Here is a 15,675-nt window from a genome sequence, read left to right as displayed (position 1 = left end):
GCTTCAGTCGAGCATGGCTCGACTCTACAGGGGTGCAGGGCGCAGCCCTGCCGGACAACCCCTCACTTGACCTGTACGTCGATCACGCCGTCGCCCACGCGGGCCTGCAGCGCATCGCCCGGCTGCACCTGGTCGACCTGCCGCACCAGCGCGCCGTCGTCAGCACGGGTCAGGATGCTGTAGCCACGCGCCACGGTGGCCAGCGGACTGACCGCCTCAAGTGATCGGGCCAGCCCGCGCAGGCGCAGGGCATCGCGTTCCAGCAGCCGCTGCAATGCGGCCTGCGGACGCCCGCGCAATACGAGCAGGCGCCGCTGCATCTCGTCCAGCTGGCGCTGCGGATGGTGCGCGCGCAGCACGGCCGCGGCATGGCGCAGGCGCGCCGCACGACGCTCCTGCTGTTGATTGAACGCGGCATGCAGGCGTCGGCCCAGGTCCACCTGGCGGCGGCGCAGCAGGTCCAGTCGCGCCTGCGGGCTCTGCGCGTTCAGACGCAACAGCGCACGGTCGGCGCGCTGCATCGCCTGCTGCATCGTATGCCGCTGCAGCTGCACCATGCGCGCCGCGCTGCGGCGCAGGCGCAGGGCCAGTTCGCGCTGGTCCGGCACCAGCAGCTCGGCGGCCACCGACGGGGTGGGTGCGCGCAGATCGGCGGCGAAATCGCTGAGGCTGAAGTCGGTCTCGTGGCCGACGGCCGAGACCACCGGCGTGCCGCTGGCAGCGATCGCGCGGGCCAGCGCCTCGTCGTTGAAGGCCCACAGGTCTTCCAGTGAACCACCACCACGGGTCAGCAGGATCACATCGTAGCGGCCGCTGGCATCGGCGGCCTGCAGCAACCGGGTGATCTGCGCGGCAGCACTGCCGCCCTGTACCAGGGTCGGCAGCAGATCCACTTCCAGCAGCGGGAAGCGCCGCGCCAGCACACTCAGCACGTCGCGCACGGCGGCACCGGTGGGTGAGGTGATCACCGCCAGGCGTTGCACGTGCGCGGGCATGGGCCGCTTGCGCGCGGGGTCGAACAGCCCCTCGGCCTGCAGCCGTGCCTTCAGTTCCTCGAACGCGCGGCGCAGGGCGCCTTCGCCGGCCTCTTCCATATGGTCGAGCACCATCTGGTACTCACCGCGCGCGTCATACAGCGTCACCTTGCCGCGTACCAGCACGCGCATGCCCTCGCGTGGCACGAACTTCAGGTACTGCGCCTTCATCCGGAACATGGCAGCCCGCAGCTGCGCGCGTGCATCCTTCAGGGTGAAGTACAGGTGCCCGGAGGCGGGACGGGCCACGCTGCCCAGTTCTGCCTCCACCCAGATGGCCGGGAAGCTGCCTTCCAGCAGATCGCGGGCCAGCGTGTTGAGCTGGCTGGGGGTGAGGATGTCGTTGTTGCGAGATTGCATGGATGCGGCGCGTGGCGGGTGGAACGGGGGCTCAGGATCGCACGTCAGGCTGCGCCGTGCTGGGCCAGGGCCCACTGCACGTGCTCGCGCACCACGGGCGAGGGATCGTTGGCGCGGGTATGCAGTGCGGCCAGTGCCTCGGCCGATGCCGGCGCATTGCCCAGCGCCACGGCAATATTGCGCAGCCAGCGTTCATGGCCGCTGCGGCGGATCGGGCTGCCCTCGGTACGGCGCAGGAACTCCGCTTCGTCCCACGCGAACAGCTGGTCCAGGCGCGCGGTATCCAGGTTGTTGCGCACGCGGAAATCGGCTTCGTCGGTGCGCTTGGCGAACTTGTTCCAGGGGCAGACCAGCTGGCAGTCATCGCAGCCATAGATGCGGTTGCCGATCAGCGGCCGCATGTCTTCGGGAATGGCGCCGTCGTGCTCGATGGTCAGGTAGGAAATGCAGCGACGTGCATCCAGTCGATGCGGCGCGGTGATGGCCTGGGTGGGGCACACGTCGATGCAGCGCGTGCAGGTACCGCAGTGCGCCGTGGCCGCTGCGTCGATCGGCAGCGGAATGTCGATGTAGATTTCGCCGATGAAGAACCACGAGCCGCCATGGCGATCGATCAGACAGGTGTGCTTGCCGATCCAGCCCAGCCCGGCGTTGCGCGCCAGCGCACGTTCCAGCACCGGTGCGGAATCGACGAAGACGCGGTAGCCCAGCGGCGCCACTTCATCGTTGATCTGGGTGGCCAGCTTCTGCAGCCGGTTGCGCATCAGCTTGTGGTAATCGCGGCCCAGCGCGTAGCGCGCCACGTAGGCGCGGCCGGGGTCGGCCAGGGTCGCCCAGGCTTCGGTGTCGTCCTTGTGGCTGTAATCCATGCCCACCGAAATCACCCGCACGGTGCCGGGCAGCAGTTCAGCGGGGCGGGCGCGCAGCGTGCCGTGGCGGGCCATCCAGTCCATGGTGCCGTACAGGCCCTGGCCCAGCCAATCGGCCAGGTGCGCTTCATCCTCGCCCAGCTCGATGCCGGCAATGCCGCAGCGCTGGAAGCCGTGCGCGCGCGCCAGATCGCGGATGCGCTGCACGGCCAGGGCCGGATCGAGGGGGGCAGGGGCAGGGGACATGCGCACCAGTATAAAATCTCCGCATGGCCAACCTTGCCGATCTGTTCGATTCCGCTGCCGCGCGTGCGCTCGATGCGCAGGCGTCGGCGCTCGCCGGCGATGGCGGCTGGGAGCTGATGGCCCAGGCCGGGCTGGCCGCCTGGCAGCGCCTGTTGCGGCACTGGCCGCAGGCGCTGCATGTGGGCGTGGTGGTGGGCAGTGGCAACAATGGCGGCGATGGCTTGGTGCTGGCCCGCCATGCGCAGCTGGCCGGGCGCCGGGTGAGCGTGCTGACCCAGCCGGGCAGACCGCCGGGCACCCTGCTGGCTCGCCGCGCCGCATCGGATTTCAAGTCCGTCGGGGGCGCCATGGCCGAGTTCAACGGAACGTTGCCTGACGCCGATATCTGGGTCGATGCCCTGTTCGGCCTGGGCTTTGACCGTGCGCCGGAAGGCGTGGCCAAGGCGCTGATCGACGCGTTGAACGCGCAGGGCTCACCGGTGCTGGCACTGGATGTGCCCAGCGGCGTGGACGCCGACCGTGGCAGCGTGCCCGGTGTCGCGGTGCATGCCGCGCTGACGCTGCAGTTCATCGTGCCGCACCGCGGTCTGTATACCGGCAGCGCATTGGAGCATGTGGGCGAACACGCCCTGGCGGCGCTGCAGTTGCCCAAGGCGGCCTGGCAGGGCGTGGAAGCGGCCGCTGAATGTTGGACGGCTGATCGCCTGGCGGCGCTGCTGCCGCCGCGGCGGGCCAACACACACAAGGGGGATTCGGGCCACGTCCTGTGCGTGGGCGGCAACCATGGCAGTGGCGGCGCCATCGCCCTGGCCGCCGAAGCCGCCCTGCGCGCGGGTGCGGGCTTGTTGAGCATCGGCACCCGTCGCGATCACGTGGGCCCGTTGCTGGCCCGCCTGCCCGAAGCCATGGCCCATGCGCTGGAAGACGGTGACGCGCTGCCGGCGCTGCTGGGCCGGGCCGGCGTGGTGGCGATCGGTCCGGGCCTGGGCCAGGACGACTGGGCGCGCGCGCTGTTTGCGCGGGTAACGGCCGGCGGCAAGCCGCTGGTGATCGACGCTGATGCCCTGAACCTGCTGGCCCAGGACCCGCACAGCATTGCCGACGCCATCCTGACCCCGCACCCCGGCGAGGCAGCCCGCCTGCTGGAGACCACTACCGCGGCCATCCAGGTCGACCGTGCCGGCAGTGCGCAGGCCCTGGCGCAGCGTTATCACGCCGTGGTGGTGCTGAAGGGCGCCGGCAGCATTGTTGCTGCGCCGGGGCAGACGCCGCGCCTGATCGCCGCGGGCAACCCCGGCATGGCCGTGGGTGGCATGGGCGACCTGCTGACCGGCATCATTGCCAGCCTGCGCGCGCAGGGGCTGTGCGCCTTCGACGCGGCGGCGGCCGGTGCGCTCCTGCATGCCCTGGCCGGCGATGCCGCGGCGGCCGATGGTGCGCGCGGCCTGCTTCCTACTGATCTGCTGGCGCCCCTGCGGCGGCTGGCCAACCCGGAACACCCCCGATGACTGAATTCTTCCTGGCCGATCCCGAGGCCACCGACCTGCTGGGCCAGTGGCTGGCCGCGACCCGTCCGCCGCAGGCGGTGGTTGAACTACGTGGCGACCTGGGGGCGGGCAAATCCACCACCGCTCGCGCGCTGCTGCGTGCACTGGGCGTGCAGGGGGCCATCCGCAGCCCGACCTACACCCTGGTCGAGCGCTATCCGCTGGCCAGCGGTGGCGAGGCCTGGCACCTGGACCTGTATCGCATCGGCCAGGCCGGCGAGCTGGATTTCCTGGGATTGGACGAGGGCAGTGCGGTGCTGTGGCTGGTGGAATGGCCCGAGCGCGGCGCTGGTGCGCTGCCGCCGACTGACCTGGTGGTGGCGCTGGAAATCGAAGGCCATGGCCGGCGCGTCCGTCTCACCGGCGTCAGCGACGCAGGCCGGGAGTGGCTGGATCGGCTTCCCGATGGGGGCGACTTGCAGGCCATTTCTGTCGCCTGACGAGAACAAACATCGGCAGGTTACGGATTATTAAGGAAAAAGGTGTTGCATTCCGTTCAGCGCGGTGATTGAATCCTGAGCCATGCGCCTGGGGAACCGTCTCATCGCCATCTGTGCCGCCGTCGGACTGGGTCTGACGAGCGCGGCTGCGTGGGCGGGCGAGGTTCGCCAGGTGGTGCTGAACACCGGTTCGACCGGCACCCGTGCCGAGATCGCCCTGGTTGGCAGTGGCGGCTACAAGACCCTGTCGCTGTCCTCGCCGAACCGGCTGGTGGTCGATTTCCCCGACTCCAGCGCGGTGCGCAACCTGAAGATGCCGGCCGCACAGGGCGTGGTTACGGCCGTGCGTACCGGCCAGCCGGTGCCCGGTACCTTCCGCGTGGTCTTCGACCTGGCCGAATCGGTCGCGCCGTTCCGCCCGCAGATGCAGCGCGAAGGCAATGAATCCAAGCTGGTGATCGAGTGGCCGGGTGACGGTGCCGCACCGGTTGTCAGTGCGCCGTCCGCGCAGGCTCCCGTTGCCAGCCCGGCGGCGGCGCCCACGCATGCAGCGCAGAGCGCGCAGACCCGCGGCGATGCGGCCCGCGCCACCGCGCTGCTGACCGCGCAGGTGCAGCAGCAGGCCAGCGCCAGTGCGGCGGCTCCGGTGGCACCGGCGCCCGCACCCACCACCACGCCGGCACAGGTCGCTGCAGCGGGCACCGTGGCCGCCAGTACACCGCCTGCCGGTTCCCCAGCCGCCATTCTGGCCGGGCAGCCGACCCGCGCCGTGGTCAGCACGCCGGCCGCACCGGCGCCGACGCCTGCAGCTCCCACCGAGGCGCCGCGCCCGGCCATGCCCAGCGATGCCTCGCGTATCCGCATGCAGCCCGGTATGCGCCAACTGGTGGTGGCGATCGACCCGGGGCACGGTGGCCAGGATCCGGGCGCGATCGGCCCGACCGGCAAGCGCGAAAAGGACGTGACCCTGGCGGTTGCGCGTGAACTGGCGCGCCAGGTCAACGCAACGCCGGGCCTGAAGGCCTTCCTGACCCGCGACAGCGACGTCTTCATCCCGCTGCCGATGCGTGCGCAGAAGGCGCGTGCGAACAAGGCCGACATCTTCATTTCGATTCACGCCGACGCGGCGGAGAACCGCTCGGCCACCGGTTCGTCGGTCTACGTGCTGTCCACCAAGGGCGCGTCCTCGCAGCGTGCGCGCTGGCTGGCAGACAAGGAAAACGCGGCCGACCTTGTCGGCGGCGTGCGCCTGCAGCAGACCGAAGGCACCCTGGCCAACGTGCTGCTGGACCTGGCCCAGAGTGGCTACATGAAGGCATCCGAAGACGCGGCCGGGCACGTGCTGGGCGGCCTGAAGCGGATCGGCAACAACCACAAGCCGAACATCGAGCGGGCCAACTTCGCGGTGCTGCGTACCTCGGACATGCCGGCCATGCTGGTGGAAACGGCCTTCATCTCCAACCCGGACGAAGAGCGCCGCCTGACCGACCCGGCGTACCAGCGCAAGGTTGCCGGCGCCGTGCTGGATGGCGTGCACACCTTCTTCAGCCGCCAGCCGCCGCCGGGCACGCTGTACGCCGCCCGCGCCCAGGCCGAGATCGACGCCGCCGCCACCATGGCCGGCGGCAGCAAGTAACCCGCGGTTTGCGCGACCGGTAGCGCCGGGCCGTGCCCGGCGGACGTGTGCCTCCGTTATCATCGCTGGATGAAGTCTGATGCTCATCCGCGCCCGATCCGGCCGTTGCCGGAAATCCTGATCAACCAGATCGCCGCCGGCGAAGTGGTCGAACGCCCTGCGTCGGTCGTGAAGGAACTTGTCGAGAACGCCATCGATGCCGGCGCCAGCCGCGTCGACATCGATCTGGAAGAGGGCGGCGTGCGCCTGATCCGCATCCGCGACAACGGCAGCGGCATCGCGCCGGAACAGTTGCCGCTGGCGGTATCGCGGCACGCCACCAGCAAGATCGCCGATCTGGACGATCTGGAATCGGTGGCCACGCTGGGCTTCCGCGGCGAAGCACTGCCGTCCATCGCCTCGGTCAGCCGCTTCACCCTGGCCTCGCGCCGCGCGCATGACGAACATGGTTCGGCGCTGCAGATCGAAGGCGGCAAGATCGGTGAAGTGACCCCGCGCGCGCATGCGCCGGGCACCACGGTGGAAGTGCGCGAACTGTTCTACAACGTGCCGGCACGACGCAAGTTCCTGCGCGCCGAGCGCACCGAACTGGGCCATATCGAAGAATGGCTGCGTTCGCTGGCGCTGGCACGGCCCGATGTCGAGCTGCGCGTGTCCCACAACGGCAAGGCATCGCGGCGCTACAAGCCGGGTGATCTGTACTCCGATACGCGGTTGGCGGAAACCCTGGGCGAGGATTTCGCCACCCAGGCGGTGCGCGTGGACCACAGCGGTGCCGGCCTGCGACTGCACGGCTGGATCGCGCAGCCGCATTATTCGCGGGCCAGCGCCGACCAGCAGTATCTGTACGTGAACGGCCGTTCGGTGCGCGACCGCAGCGTGGCGCATGCGGTGAAGATGGCCTACGGCGATGTGCTGTATCACGGCCGCCAGCCGGCGTATGTGCTGTTCCTGGAACTGGACCCGACCCGGGTGGACGTGAACGTGCATCCGGCCAAGCACGAGGTGCGCTTCCGTGATTCGCGGCTGGTGCACGATTTCGTCTACCGCACGCTGAAAGACGCGCTGGCCGATACCCGCGCCGGCGTGTCCGCGCAGGAGATCGGTGCCGGTGCGGCCCACCCCGTAGACCCCGCGGGTGGGCCGGTGCTGTCCAGTGCCGGGGCGTCGGGCTTTGGCCTGGTGCGCGGCCCCGCGCCCGGTTCGGGCGGTGGCGGTGGTGGTTTCTCCGGCTGGCGCCCGCAGCAGCCGCTGGGCCTGCAGGTGGCCGATGCGCCAGCCGCCTACGCCGCGCTGTATGCCGCACCCGGTGCGGGCGAGCGCAGCGGCGCGCTGCCGCCCATGCCCAGCGAGAACGGCCTGCCGGTAACCAGTGCCGATGCCGGCGTGCCGCCGCTGGGCTACGCCATCGCCCAGTTGCACGGCATCTACATCCTGGCCGAGAACGCCGAAGGCCTGATCGTGGTGGACATGCATGCCGCCCACGAGCGCATCGGCTACGAACGGCTGAAGAATGCGCACGACGGCATCGGCCTGCAGTCGCAGCCGTTGCTGGTGCCGATTACCCTGGCCGTGGGCGAGCGCGAGGCCGATACCGCTGAAACCGAAGCGGAAACGCTGGCCGCGCTGGGGTTTGAAGTGACCCGTGCCGGCCCGGGCGCGCTGCATGTGCGCAGCATTCCGGCACTGCTGGCCAATGCCGAGCCGGAGGGCCTGCTGCGCGACGTGCTGACCGATCTGCGTGAGCACGGCCAGAGCCGGCGCATTGCCAGTGCGCGTGACGAACTGCTGTCGACCATGGCCTGCCACGGCGCGGTGCGCGCCAACCGGCGCCTGACCGTGCCGGAAATGAACGCGCTGCTGCGCGACATGGAGATCACCGAGCGATCCGGCCAGTGCAACCACGGCCGGCCGACCTGGGCCCGTTTTTCGCTGGCGGAGATCGACCGCTGGTTCCTGCGCGGCCGCTGAGCCGCGCTACCTGGAGGGGAGCATCGATGCGTTACTGGGGAGCGGGCGGCCTGCTGGTCGCCCTGGCGCTGGCAGCCTGCAGTCCGGCCCCCGCGCCGGCGCCGGTTCAGGCCGAAGATCCGGCCTTTGCCGCGCAACAGCAGCAGTGGCGGGTGCAGCGCTACCAGGATCTGGTGCGGCCCGATGGCTGGACCGCGCTGGTGGGCCTGCACTGGCTGCAGAACAAGTCGCATTTCATCGGCAGCGGTGCCACCAGTGGCATCCGCCTGGCGGTGGGCCCGGCCAAGCTGGGCCTGCTACGCCGCGAAGGCAGCCAATGGTGGTTCACCCCCGAAGCCGGCACCGACGTGACCCATGAGGGTCAGCCGGTGCGGGGCCGCATCCGCATGGACACCGACAAGGACGCGCAGCCCACGTTGCTGGCCTTCGATGGCGGCAAGGGCCAGTTGAGCCTGATCCGCCGTGGCCCGCGTGACGCGCTGCGGGTGAAGCACGCCGATGCGGTGGCCCGGCGCGATTTCGCCGGCCTGCAGTACTGGCCGGGCGGTACCCAGTGGCAGGTACCGGCGCGGTTCATCGCCCACCCGGCCGGCAAGACCCTGCCCATCGTCGATATCACCGGCCTGACCACCGAGATGCCCAATGCAGGGGCGGTGGAGTTCGAGCGTGACGGACGGCAATGGCGCCTGGAAGCGATCGGTGAACCGGGCCAGCCGCTGTTCCTGATCTTCGCCGACCGCACCAGCGGCCATGGCAGCTATCCGGCCGGCCGCTACCTGGATACCGCCGCGCCCGCCGCGGACGGCAGCCTGACCCTGGACTTCAACCACGCCTACAACCCGCCCTGTGCCTTCACCGCCTTCGCGACCTGTCCGCTGTCGCCGCCGGAAAACCGGATGGACCTGCGCGTGGATGCGGGCGAGAAGGCCTACCACCTGCCCCCGGGAGAGGGCTGACCATGTCGATCAGAACCCTGTTGCGAAATGCTGCACTGTTGCTGGCCTGTGCCGTTGCGCCCCTGGCGGCCGCGCGCGGTGCGCCTGCCGAGAGCGGCGCCAGCAAGCCGCCGGTGCCGCTGCTGTGGAAGGTGACCGGCGCCGGTGATGCGCGGCTGTACCTGCTCGGCTCGTTCCACCTGCTCACTGCGCAGGACTATCCGTTGTCGGCCGATGTCGAGAAGGCCTTCGACGCCTCGCAGCGCGTGGTGTTCGAACTGTCACCGGAAGACATGCAATCGCCGCAGCTGGCCAGCCGCATGGTGCAGGCCGCCACCCGCACCGACGGCAGCGAGCTCAAGCGTGACCTGGACGAGGCGACCTGGCAGAAGCTGCAGGCGTTTGCGGCCAGCAACAATCTGCCGCTGGCGCAGTTGCAGGGCATGAAGGCCTGGTTCGTGGGCCTGACCATTTCGGTCGGGCAGATGCAGAAGATGGGCCTGGACCCGGCGCTGGGCCTGGACCGCCATTTCATGGAGCGCGCGCAGAAGACCGGGCGCAGGACCGCGGGCCTGGAAGACATCGATACCCAGATCAGCATGCTGGACGGCATGAGCGCCACCGAACAGCGGCAGATGCTGGCCGAGGCGCTGGACGAGGTGGCCAAGGGTGATGCGCAGGCGCGCCAGCTGCACGATGCCTGGCGCCGTGGCGATGAGCGCCTGCTGTGGAACAAGATGGCCGTGGAGATGCGCCAGCAGTACCCGCAGCTCTACCAGCGCATCAACACCGGCCGCAACGACGCCTGGGTGCCCAAGCTGGTGCCGTACCTGCAGGCCGGGCAGGGTGGCACCCTGGTGGTGGTGGGCGGGCTGCACCTGCTGGGCAGCGATGGCGTGGTGGAAAAGCTGAAGGCCAAGGGCTACAAGGTCGAGCGCGTGTGCACGGGGTGCAAGCGGTAGATCCACGCCACGCGTGGATGCCGCGGCAACGACGGCTGCAACAAAAACGGCGCGCCAGGGGCGCGCCGTTTTCGTTGCAGCCGATGGCCGGACTCAGCGCCGGGTCTTGCCGCCGGTGCCGGTGCTGGCACCGCCCTCGTTCGGCTTGCTGCCGGTACCGGTACCGGTGCCGCCCGGGCGCGGGCCGCCGAAGCCGGCGCCCATGTTGCGCTGGAACTCCTGCCACAGCTCCAGGTTGCGTTCGGTCAGCTGGTTCATCATCGCCCACGGGGTCTGCCCCAGCAGGTTGCCCATCTGCTGGCGGAACTGCTGCTGCTGGTCCAGGAAGACCTGCATGCTGCGTTCCAGGTAGTTGCCCATGAAGCCCTGCAGCGAATCGCCATAGAAGCGGATCAGCTGGCTCAGCAGCTGGGTGGACAGCATCGGTTCGCCGTCCTGTTCCTGGTCGGCAATGATCTGCAGCAGCACCGAGCGGGTCAGGTCGTCGCCGCTCTTGGCGTCGCGGACCTCGAAATCCTCGCCATCCAGGATCAGCTGGCGCACGTCTTCGATGGTGATGTAGCTGGAAATCTCGGTGTCGTACAGACGACGATTCGGATACTTCTTGATGATGCGGGTCGCAGCCATGAAGCGGTACTCGTCACAGTAGATGTGCAGCATGGCGCAGTGCACAAGCCTTGGCAACCGCCCCAGCCCCCGCCGGGCTTGGCTTTGCACGCCGATCATGTTGCGCAGCAAGGGTTTGCGTGCTGCGCAGCATGAGCGCGCAGCGACCGCTCCGGAGCGGCGCGGTCGCCCGGGTTGCGCGGCTTACCAGCCCATGTGGTGGCCGCCGTTGATGTCCAGGTTGCTGCCGGTGATCCAGGCCGCCTCGTCGGCTACCAGGAACGACACGCCATAGGCGATTTCTTCCGGCTTGCCCAGGCGCCCGGTGGGAATGTCGGCAATGATCTTGGCGCGCACCTCTTCGGGCACGGCCATCACCATGTCGGTGGCCACGTAGCCCGGAGAAATGGTGTTGACGGTGATGCCGAAGCCGGCGTTCTCGCGTGCCAGCGAGATGGTGAAGCCGTGCATGCCGGCCTTGGCCGCGGCGTAGTTGGCCTGGCCATACTGGCCCTTCAGGCCGTTGATCGAACTGATCTGGATGACCCGGCCCCAGCCGCGGCGGCGCATGCCTTCGATCACCGGGCGGGTGACGTTGAACACCGAATTGAGGTTGGTGTTGATCACATCGTGCCACTGCTCGGCGCGCATGCGATGGAAGGTGGTGTCGCGGGTGATGCCGGCGTTGTTGACCAGGATCTCGACCGGGCCCAGTTCGGCTTCCACCGCGCGCACCATGGCCTCGGCGCTGGCCGGGTCGGAGACATCGCCGGGGAAGATCGACACGTTGTAGCCGCACGCGGTCATGGCCTGCTGCCAGGCGCGGGCCTTGGCTTCGTCACGGTAGTTGGTGGCGACCCGGTGGCCCTGGTCGGCCAGGCGTTGGCAGATGGCGGTACCGATGCCGCCGGTTCCGCCGGTGACCAGTGCGACGCGAGATGTCATGGAATGCTGTCCGGGTTTCAGGTGGGGGAAAGGGGATTCTGCAACATCGGCGCGGAAAGTGCGCCGTCGGCCAGCAGGATGTCCTGCCGTGGCAGGCGCGCCGGATCGAAGGCGTGCCGGGCGGCCTGCAGCAGCGTGTGCAGGTCTGCGCAGTCGTCCAGCGCCGCCGGCGGCTGCCCCAGCAGTGCCCACAGCTGGCGCAGCACTGGCAGCGGCCGCGCGCTGTCCACCGGCAGGGCCGCCAGCGATTTGGACAGCTTGTGGCCCGGTGAATCCAGCAGCAGCGGCAGGTGCCAGTAGCGCGGCACGGCCAGGCCCAGGGCCTGCTGCAACAGGATCTGGCGGGCGGTGGAATCGAGCAGGTCGGCGCCGCGCACCACCTCGGTCACGCCCTGTGCGGCATCGTCCACCACCACCGCCAGCTGGTAGGCCCAGCAGCCGTCGGCGCGGCGCAGCACGAAATCGCCAACCTCGGCGTGTACGTCCTGCTGCTGCGGGCCGCGCAGGCCGTCGATGAAGCGGACCACGCTGCCCGGCGGCACCCGGAAGCGGACGGCCGGGTCCGGTCGCGGCGTGCGGGCCACGCAGCGGTGGTGGATGCCGCCGCTGGCTGCCAGATCGCTGCGGCTGCAGTGGCAGACGAAGGCCAGGTCGCTGGCCAGCAGCACATCCAGCGCGGCCTGGTAGACAGCGTTGCGCTCGCTCTGCCAGAGCACCGGGCCATCGTGGGCCAGGCCGAAATCGGCCAGGGTGCGTAGCTGCGCCTGCGCGGCACCTGGCACGGTGCGCGGCGGATCCACGTCTTCAATGCGCAGCCGCCAGAGGCCGCCGGCGTGGCGCGCGAGCAGCCAACTACCGAAGGCGGCAAGCAGGGAACCGGGGTGCAGCAGGCCGGTGGGCGAGGGCGCAAAGCGGCCGCAGGGAATGGGGGAGGTCATGCTGGCTGAATCGTCGGTCAGGTTGGCGCTTGAATTCAAGCTGACTGCACCGCAAATTGGCAGATATCGACCCCTTCCGAGCCGGAATTTCCCATGTTCACCCGCATCGCACTCTTTCTAGCCACGAACTTTGCCGTGCTTATCCTGGCCAGCATCGTGATGTCGCTGCTGGGGGTCAATCCCAGCCAGATGAGCGGCCTGCTGGTGATGGCCGCGATCTTCGGCTTCGGCGGCTCCTTCATTTCGCTGCTGCTGTCCAAATGGATGGCCAAGCGCTCCACCGGCGCGGTGGTGATCACCGAGCCGCGCAACCCGACCGAGCGCTGGCTGCTGGCCACCGTTGAACGCCAGGCCAAGGCCGCCGGCATCGGCATGCCGGAAGTGGCCGTGTATGACGGCCCGGAAATCAATGCGTTCGCCACCGGTGCCAACCGCAACAACGCGCTGGTGGCGGTGTCCACCGGTCTGCTGCACAACATGAGCGAAGACGAGGCCGAGGCCGTGCTGGGCCACGAGATCGCCCACGTGGCCAACGGTGACATGATCACCATGGCGCTGCTGCAGGGCGTGCTGAACACCTTCGTGATCGTGCTGGCCCGCGTGGTGGGTGGTGTGATCGACAGCGCGCTGTCGGGCAACCGCGAAGGCGGCGGCCGTGGCTTTGCGTACTACATCATCGTGTTCGTGCTGGAGATGGTGTTTGGCCTGTTCGCCACCATGATCTCGATGTGGTTCTCGCGCCATCGCGAGTTCCGTGCCGACGCTGGTGGTGCATCGCTGGCCGGTCGCCAGAAGATGATTGCCGCGCTGGAACGCCTGCAGCTGAACCATGGCCAGAGCACGCTGCCCAGCCAGATCGCCGCCTTCGGCATTGCCGGCTCGACCGCCAAGAAGCTGTTCATGAGCCACCCGCCGCTGGAAGAGCGCATTGCCGCGCTGCGGGCTTCGACGGTGGCGTAAGCCTCGGCTTTCAAGGTAGTGCAGGAACGCCTGGCCCCGCGCCGGGCGTTTTTGTTTGCGGCAATGTATGCGTCGGTAGTGCCGGGTCATGTCCGGCGGATCATTTCCGCGCCTGCGGAGAGGTGTCACTTTCTTTGCTCGTGCAAAGAAAGTAACCAAAGAAACACGCCGCCATCCGCGAGCCGCCGTGCTGCGCACGACGGTTCCCTGCGCTCCTCGGTGACCCAGGGGACGGCGCGGAACTCGCTGCGCTCAGACACCCGCGCCTCTTCGCCCCTGGTTCCCCTGCGGTGCTCGGCTCGCTACAAGGCGGACCCACGTCAAGGTCAAGAGCCACAGCCGCCCGTACCTGGCAGCGTGTAGATCCATGACACATCGCCGCCTACACAAACGAAAACGGCACCTTCGCAGGTGCCGTTTCAGTGAATCGCGTTACGTGGACGCTCAGAACTTCGCGTCGAACTCGGCGGCGTAGGCGGTGTTCACCAGCACCTTCTGCAGGGCCTCGGCCACCTTCAGGTTGCCGGCTACGATCTGGTGGGTGTCCGGGCCGCGGTTGTCCATGCGGCCCAGGGTGGCGCCCTTGAAGTCGCACACCTTGCCGCCGGCTTCGCGCACCAGCAGCAGGCCAGCGGCCACGTCCCAGGCCTTCACGCCGGCTTCGAAGTAGGCATCGGCGCGGCCGCAGGCCACGTAGGCCAGGTCCAGCGCGGCCGAACCGGTGCGGCGCACGTCTTCGGCATGCACCAGCAGTGCGTCCAACGCCTTCAGCTGTGCGCTGGCGCGGCTGCGCTCACGCGGCGCGAAGCCGGTGTGGATCATGGTGCCTTCCAGGTCCTTGCGGTCGGCCACGCGGATGCGGCGGTCGTTGAGCACGGCGCCTGCACCGCGGCTGGCAGTGAACAGTTCATTGCGCAGCGGGTCGAAGATCACCGCGTCGGTCGGTTCGCCGTTCTCCACCAAGGCGATGGACACGCAGTAGTGCGGCACGCCGCGCAGGTAGTTGCTGGTGCCGTCGAGCGGGTCGATGACCCACATCTGGCGACGCTCGCCCTGCACGCCACCTTCTTCACCGAAGATGCCGTAGTCGGGGTAGGCGCGCTTGAGTTCCTTGACGATCACCTTTTCCGCATCGGCATCGACTTCGCTGGCGTAGTCCATGCGGCCCTTCTGCACCACATTCAGCGCCTCGAGCTTGTTGATGTTGCGCAACAGGACGTTGCCGGCGAGGCGGGCGGCCTTGACCATGACGGTGACGGCGGGTTTCTGCATGGCGTGGGCTCCCGGAAAGGCAGAAGAGAAGGGCTGGCGGGGGAAAAGAGCGGGTCCGGCGCAGTGGCCGGCCGCACAGTTTACCATTGGTCTTCGTCCAGCTCGACCTTTTCCCTGTTCATGTCCCAGTTTCCCGCCGCCACCCGCATCCGTTTCGTCCTTGTTGGCACCCAGCACCCCGGCAACATGGGGGCCGCCGCGCGCGCCCTGAAGACCATGGGCCTGGCCCGGCTGGTGCTGGTCGCCCCCGAAAAGCCGCTGGACGAGGAGGCCTTCCGCCGCTCGGCCGGTGCCGAAGACGTGCTGGGTGACGCGCCCGTGGTGTCCACCCTGGCCGAGGCCGTTGCCGACTGCACCCTGGTGCTGGGCTGCACGGCCCGCGCGCGCCGGGTGCAGCTGGAAGAGTTCCTGCCGGTCGATGCCGCCGCCCGTGCGGTGGACAAGGCCGGGCAGGGCGCCGAGGTGGCGCTGGTGTTCGGCCGCGAGCGCACCGGCCTGACCAACGAAGAGCTGCAGCTGTGCCACGCCGCCGTGCATATTCCGTCCGACCCGGCGTTCAGTTCGCTCAACCTGGCCGCAGCGGTGCAGGTGCTGGCCTATGAAACGCGCATGCGCCTGCTGGGCCAGCAGCCGGTGGTACAGGCTGAAGAAGGCCTGCGCGAACAGGCGGCCAGCCATGAACAGCTGGAGAGCTTCTTCGGCCAGTTGGGGCAGACCCTGGATGAGATCGATTTCCACAAGGGGCGGGCGCCCGAATCGGCCATGCGCAAGCTGCGCCGCCTGTTCCTGCGCGCCGAGCCCAGCGAGCAGGAAGTGCGCCTGCTGCGCGGCATCCTGGCCGACGCCCAGCGCATGGCCCGGCTGGCGCAGCCGAAGGATGCGCAGGGCTGACGAAGTTCTCATTTTTTCAGGTAGTCTGTCGCGATTACCTGGGGGATGAATCGTGCTGTCGGG

At 68.9% G+C, this 15,675-nt stretch carries 14 protein-coding genes; 8 read left to right on the top strand and 6 right to left on the bottom strand.

The window, feature by feature from the left end; all coding sequences use genetic code 11:
• Nucleotides 1-62 precede the first annotated feature (62 nt).
• Nucleotides 63-1,394 (bottom strand): exodeoxyribonuclease VII large subunit, encoded by a 1,332-nt coding sequence (gene xseA, locus C1930_RS13295; RefSeq protein ID WP_108771942.1) that lies wholly within the window; start codon nucleotides 1,392-1,394, stop codon nucleotides 63-65.
• Between the two features lie 44 nt (nucleotides 1,395-1,438).
• Entirely contained in the window at nucleotides 1,439-2,509 is a 1,071-nt protein-coding gene (queG, locus tag C1930_RS13290; protein WP_108771941.1) for a tRNA epoxyqueuosine(34) reductase QueG, read from the bottom strand.
• A 23-nt stretch (nucleotides 2,510-2,532) separates the two neighbouring features.
• Here queG and C1930_RS13285 point away from each other — a divergent pair, with 23 nt between their 5' ends.
• The 6 genes from C1930_RS13285 (at nucleotide 2,533) to C1930_RS13260 (ending at nucleotide 10,000) form a co-directional block, all read left to right on the top strand.
• On the top strand, nucleotides 2,533-4,017 hold the full coding sequence (locus C1930_RS13285; RefSeq protein WP_108771940.1) for an NAD(P)H-hydrate dehydratase: 1,485 nt from the start codon (nucleotides 2,533-2,535) through the stop codon (nucleotides 4,015-4,017).
• On the top strand, nucleotides 4,014-4,496 hold the full coding sequence (gene tsaE, locus C1930_RS13280; protein WP_108756695.1) for a tRNA (adenosine(37)-N6)-threonylcarbamoyltransferase complex ATPase subunit type 1 TsaE: 483 nt from the start codon (nucleotides 4,014-4,016) through the stop codon (nucleotides 4,494-4,496). The genes C1930_RS13285 and tsaE overlap by 4 nt, the downstream gene beginning before the upstream one ends.
• An 82-nt stretch (nucleotides 4,497-4,578) precedes the next feature.
• Nucleotides 4,579-6,132, top strand: a complete 1,554-nt coding sequence (locus tag C1930_RS13275; RefSeq protein ID WP_108771939.1) for an N-acetylmuramoyl-L-alanine amidase — start codon at nucleotides 4,579-4,581, stop codon at nucleotides 6,130-6,132.
• Nucleotides 6,133-6,201: 69 nt separating this feature from the next.
• Nucleotides 6,202-8,103 carry a DNA mismatch repair endonuclease MutL gene (gene mutL, locus C1930_RS13270; RefSeq protein WP_108756693.1) on the top strand — a complete coding sequence of 634 codons (1,902 nt, stop codon included), beginning with the start codon at nucleotides 6,202-6,204 and terminating at the stop codon, nucleotides 8,101-8,103.
• A gap of 26 nt (nucleotides 8,104-8,129) precedes the next feature.
• Nucleotides 8,130-9,059 carry a DUF1684 domain-containing protein gene (locus C1930_RS13265; RefSeq protein WP_108756692.1) on the top strand — a complete coding sequence of 310 codons (930 nt, stop codon included), beginning with the start codon at nucleotides 8,130-8,132 and terminating at the stop codon, nucleotides 9,057-9,059.
• A gap of 2 nt (nucleotides 9,060-9,061) precedes the next feature.
• The gene (locus C1930_RS13260) at nucleotides 9,062-10,000 is read left to right on the top strand and encodes a TraB/GumN family protein (RefSeq protein ID WP_108756691.1); all 939 of its coding nucleotides are present in this window, start codon (nucleotides 9,062-9,064) and stop codon (nucleotides 9,998-10,000) included.
• 93 nt (nucleotides 10,001-10,093) lie between these two features.
• On the opposite strand, the gene phaR is transcribed toward C1930_RS13260, so the two are convergent.
• From phaR to gluQRS, 3 genes are all read right to left on the bottom strand, one after another.
• A complete protein-coding gene (gene phaR, locus C1930_RS13255; RefSeq protein WP_108772599.1) occupies nucleotides 10,094-10,627 on the bottom strand; it encodes a polyhydroxyalkanoate synthesis repressor PhaR in 534 nt (177 codons plus the stop codon).
• 183 nt (nucleotides 10,628-10,810) lie between these two features.
• A complete protein-coding gene (locus C1930_RS13250; protein ID WP_108756690.1) occupies nucleotides 10,811-11,551 on the bottom strand; it encodes a beta-ketoacyl-ACP reductase in 741 nt (246 codons plus the stop codon).
• A 17-nt stretch (nucleotides 11,552-11,568) separates the two neighbouring features.
• Nucleotides 11,569-12,489, bottom strand: coding sequence for a tRNA glutamyl-Q(34) synthetase GluQRS (gene gluQRS / locus C1930_RS13245; RefSeq protein WP_108756689.1), 921 nt, complete (start codon nucleotides 12,487-12,489; stop codon nucleotides 11,569-11,571).
• Between the two features lie 93 nt (nucleotides 12,490-12,582).
• Here gluQRS and htpX point away from each other — a divergent pair, with 93 nt between their 5' ends.
• Nucleotides 12,583-13,449: a protease HtpX gene (gene htpX, locus C1930_RS13240; RefSeq protein ID WP_108750152.1), complete on the top strand. Its 867-nt coding sequence runs from the start codon at nucleotides 12,583-12,585 to the stop codon at nucleotides 13,447-13,449.
• 444 nt (nucleotides 13,450-13,893) lie between these two features.
• On the opposite strand, the gene C1930_RS13235 is transcribed toward htpX, so the two are convergent.
• The gene (locus tag C1930_RS13235; RefSeq protein WP_108753642.1) at nucleotides 13,894-14,721 is read right to left on the bottom strand and encodes an inositol monophosphatase family protein; all 828 of its coding nucleotides are present in this window, start codon (nucleotides 14,719-14,721) and stop codon (nucleotides 13,894-13,896) included.
• 120 nt (nucleotides 14,722-14,841) lie between these two features.
• Here C1930_RS13235 and C1930_RS13230 point away from each other — a divergent pair, with 120 nt between their 5' ends.
• A complete protein-coding gene (locus tag C1930_RS13230; RefSeq protein ID WP_108771938.1) occupies nucleotides 14,842-15,612 on the top strand; it encodes an RNA methyltransferase in 771 nt (256 codons plus the stop codon).
• Nucleotides 15,613-15,675 lie beyond the last annotated feature (63 nt).

This window comes from Stenotrophomonas sp. SAU14A_NAIMI4_8 (assembly GCF_003086695.1).
In the GTDB taxonomy this organism is placed as follows: domain Bacteria; phylum Pseudomonadota; class Gammaproteobacteria; order Xanthomonadales; family Xanthomonadaceae; genus Stenotrophomonas.
This window is presented reverse-complemented; position numbering and strand designations above follow the sequence as displayed.

Bases quoted from the DNA above. Each gene is read 5' to 3' on its own strand.
- phaR (WP_108772599.1), bottom strand. From the start codon at position 10,627: ATGGCTGCGACCCGCATCATCAAGAAGTATCCGAATCGTCGTCTGTAC.
- mutL (WP_108756693.1), top strand. From the start codon at position 6,202: ATGAAGTCTGATGCTCATCCGCGCCCGATCCGGCCGTTGCCGGAAATC.
- C1930_RS13275 (WP_108771939.1), top strand. From the start codon at position 4,579: ATGCGCCTGGGGAACCGTCTCATCGCCATCTGTGCCGCCGTCGGACTG.
- xseA (WP_108771942.1), bottom strand. From the start codon at position 1,394: ATGCAATCTCGCAACAACGACATCCTCACCCCCAGCCAGCTCAACACG.
- C1930_RS13235 (WP_108753642.1), bottom strand. From the start codon at position 14,721: ATGCAGAAACCCGCCGTCACCGTCATGGTCAAGGCCGCCCGCCTCGCC.
- C1930_RS13285 (WP_108771940.1), top strand. From the start codon at position 2,533: ATGGCCAACCTTGCCGATCTGTTCGATTCCGCTGCCGCGCGTGCGCTC.
- C1930_RS13260 (WP_108756691.1), top strand. From the start codon at position 9,062: ATGTCGATCAGAACCCTGTTGCGAAATGCTGCACTGTTGCTGGCCTGT.
- C1930_RS13250 (WP_108756690.1), bottom strand. From the start codon at position 11,551: ATGACATCTCGCGTCGCACTGGTCACCGGCGGAACCGGCGGCATCGGT.
- gluQRS (WP_108756689.1), bottom strand. From the start codon at position 12,489: ATGACCTCCCCCATTCCCTGCGGCCGCTTTGCGCCCTCGCCCACCGGC.
- htpX (WP_108750152.1), top strand. From the start codon at position 12,583: ATGTTCACCCGCATCGCACTCTTTCTAGCCACGAACTTTGCCGTGCTT.
- queG (WP_108771941.1), bottom strand. From the start codon at position 2,509: ATGTCCCCTGCCCCTGCCCCCCTCGATCCGGCCCTGGCCGTGCAGCGC.
- C1930_RS13230 (WP_108771938.1), top strand. From the start codon at position 14,842: ATGTCCCAGTTTCCCGCCGCCACCCGCATCCGTTTCGTCCTTGTTGGC.
- C1930_RS13265 (WP_108756692.1), top strand. From the start codon at position 8,130: ATGCGTTACTGGGGAGCGGGCGGCCTGCTGGTCGCCCTGGCGCTGGCA.
- tsaE (WP_108756695.1), top strand. From the start codon at position 4,014: ATGACTGAATTCTTCCTGGCCGATCCCGAGGCCACCGACCTGCTGGGC.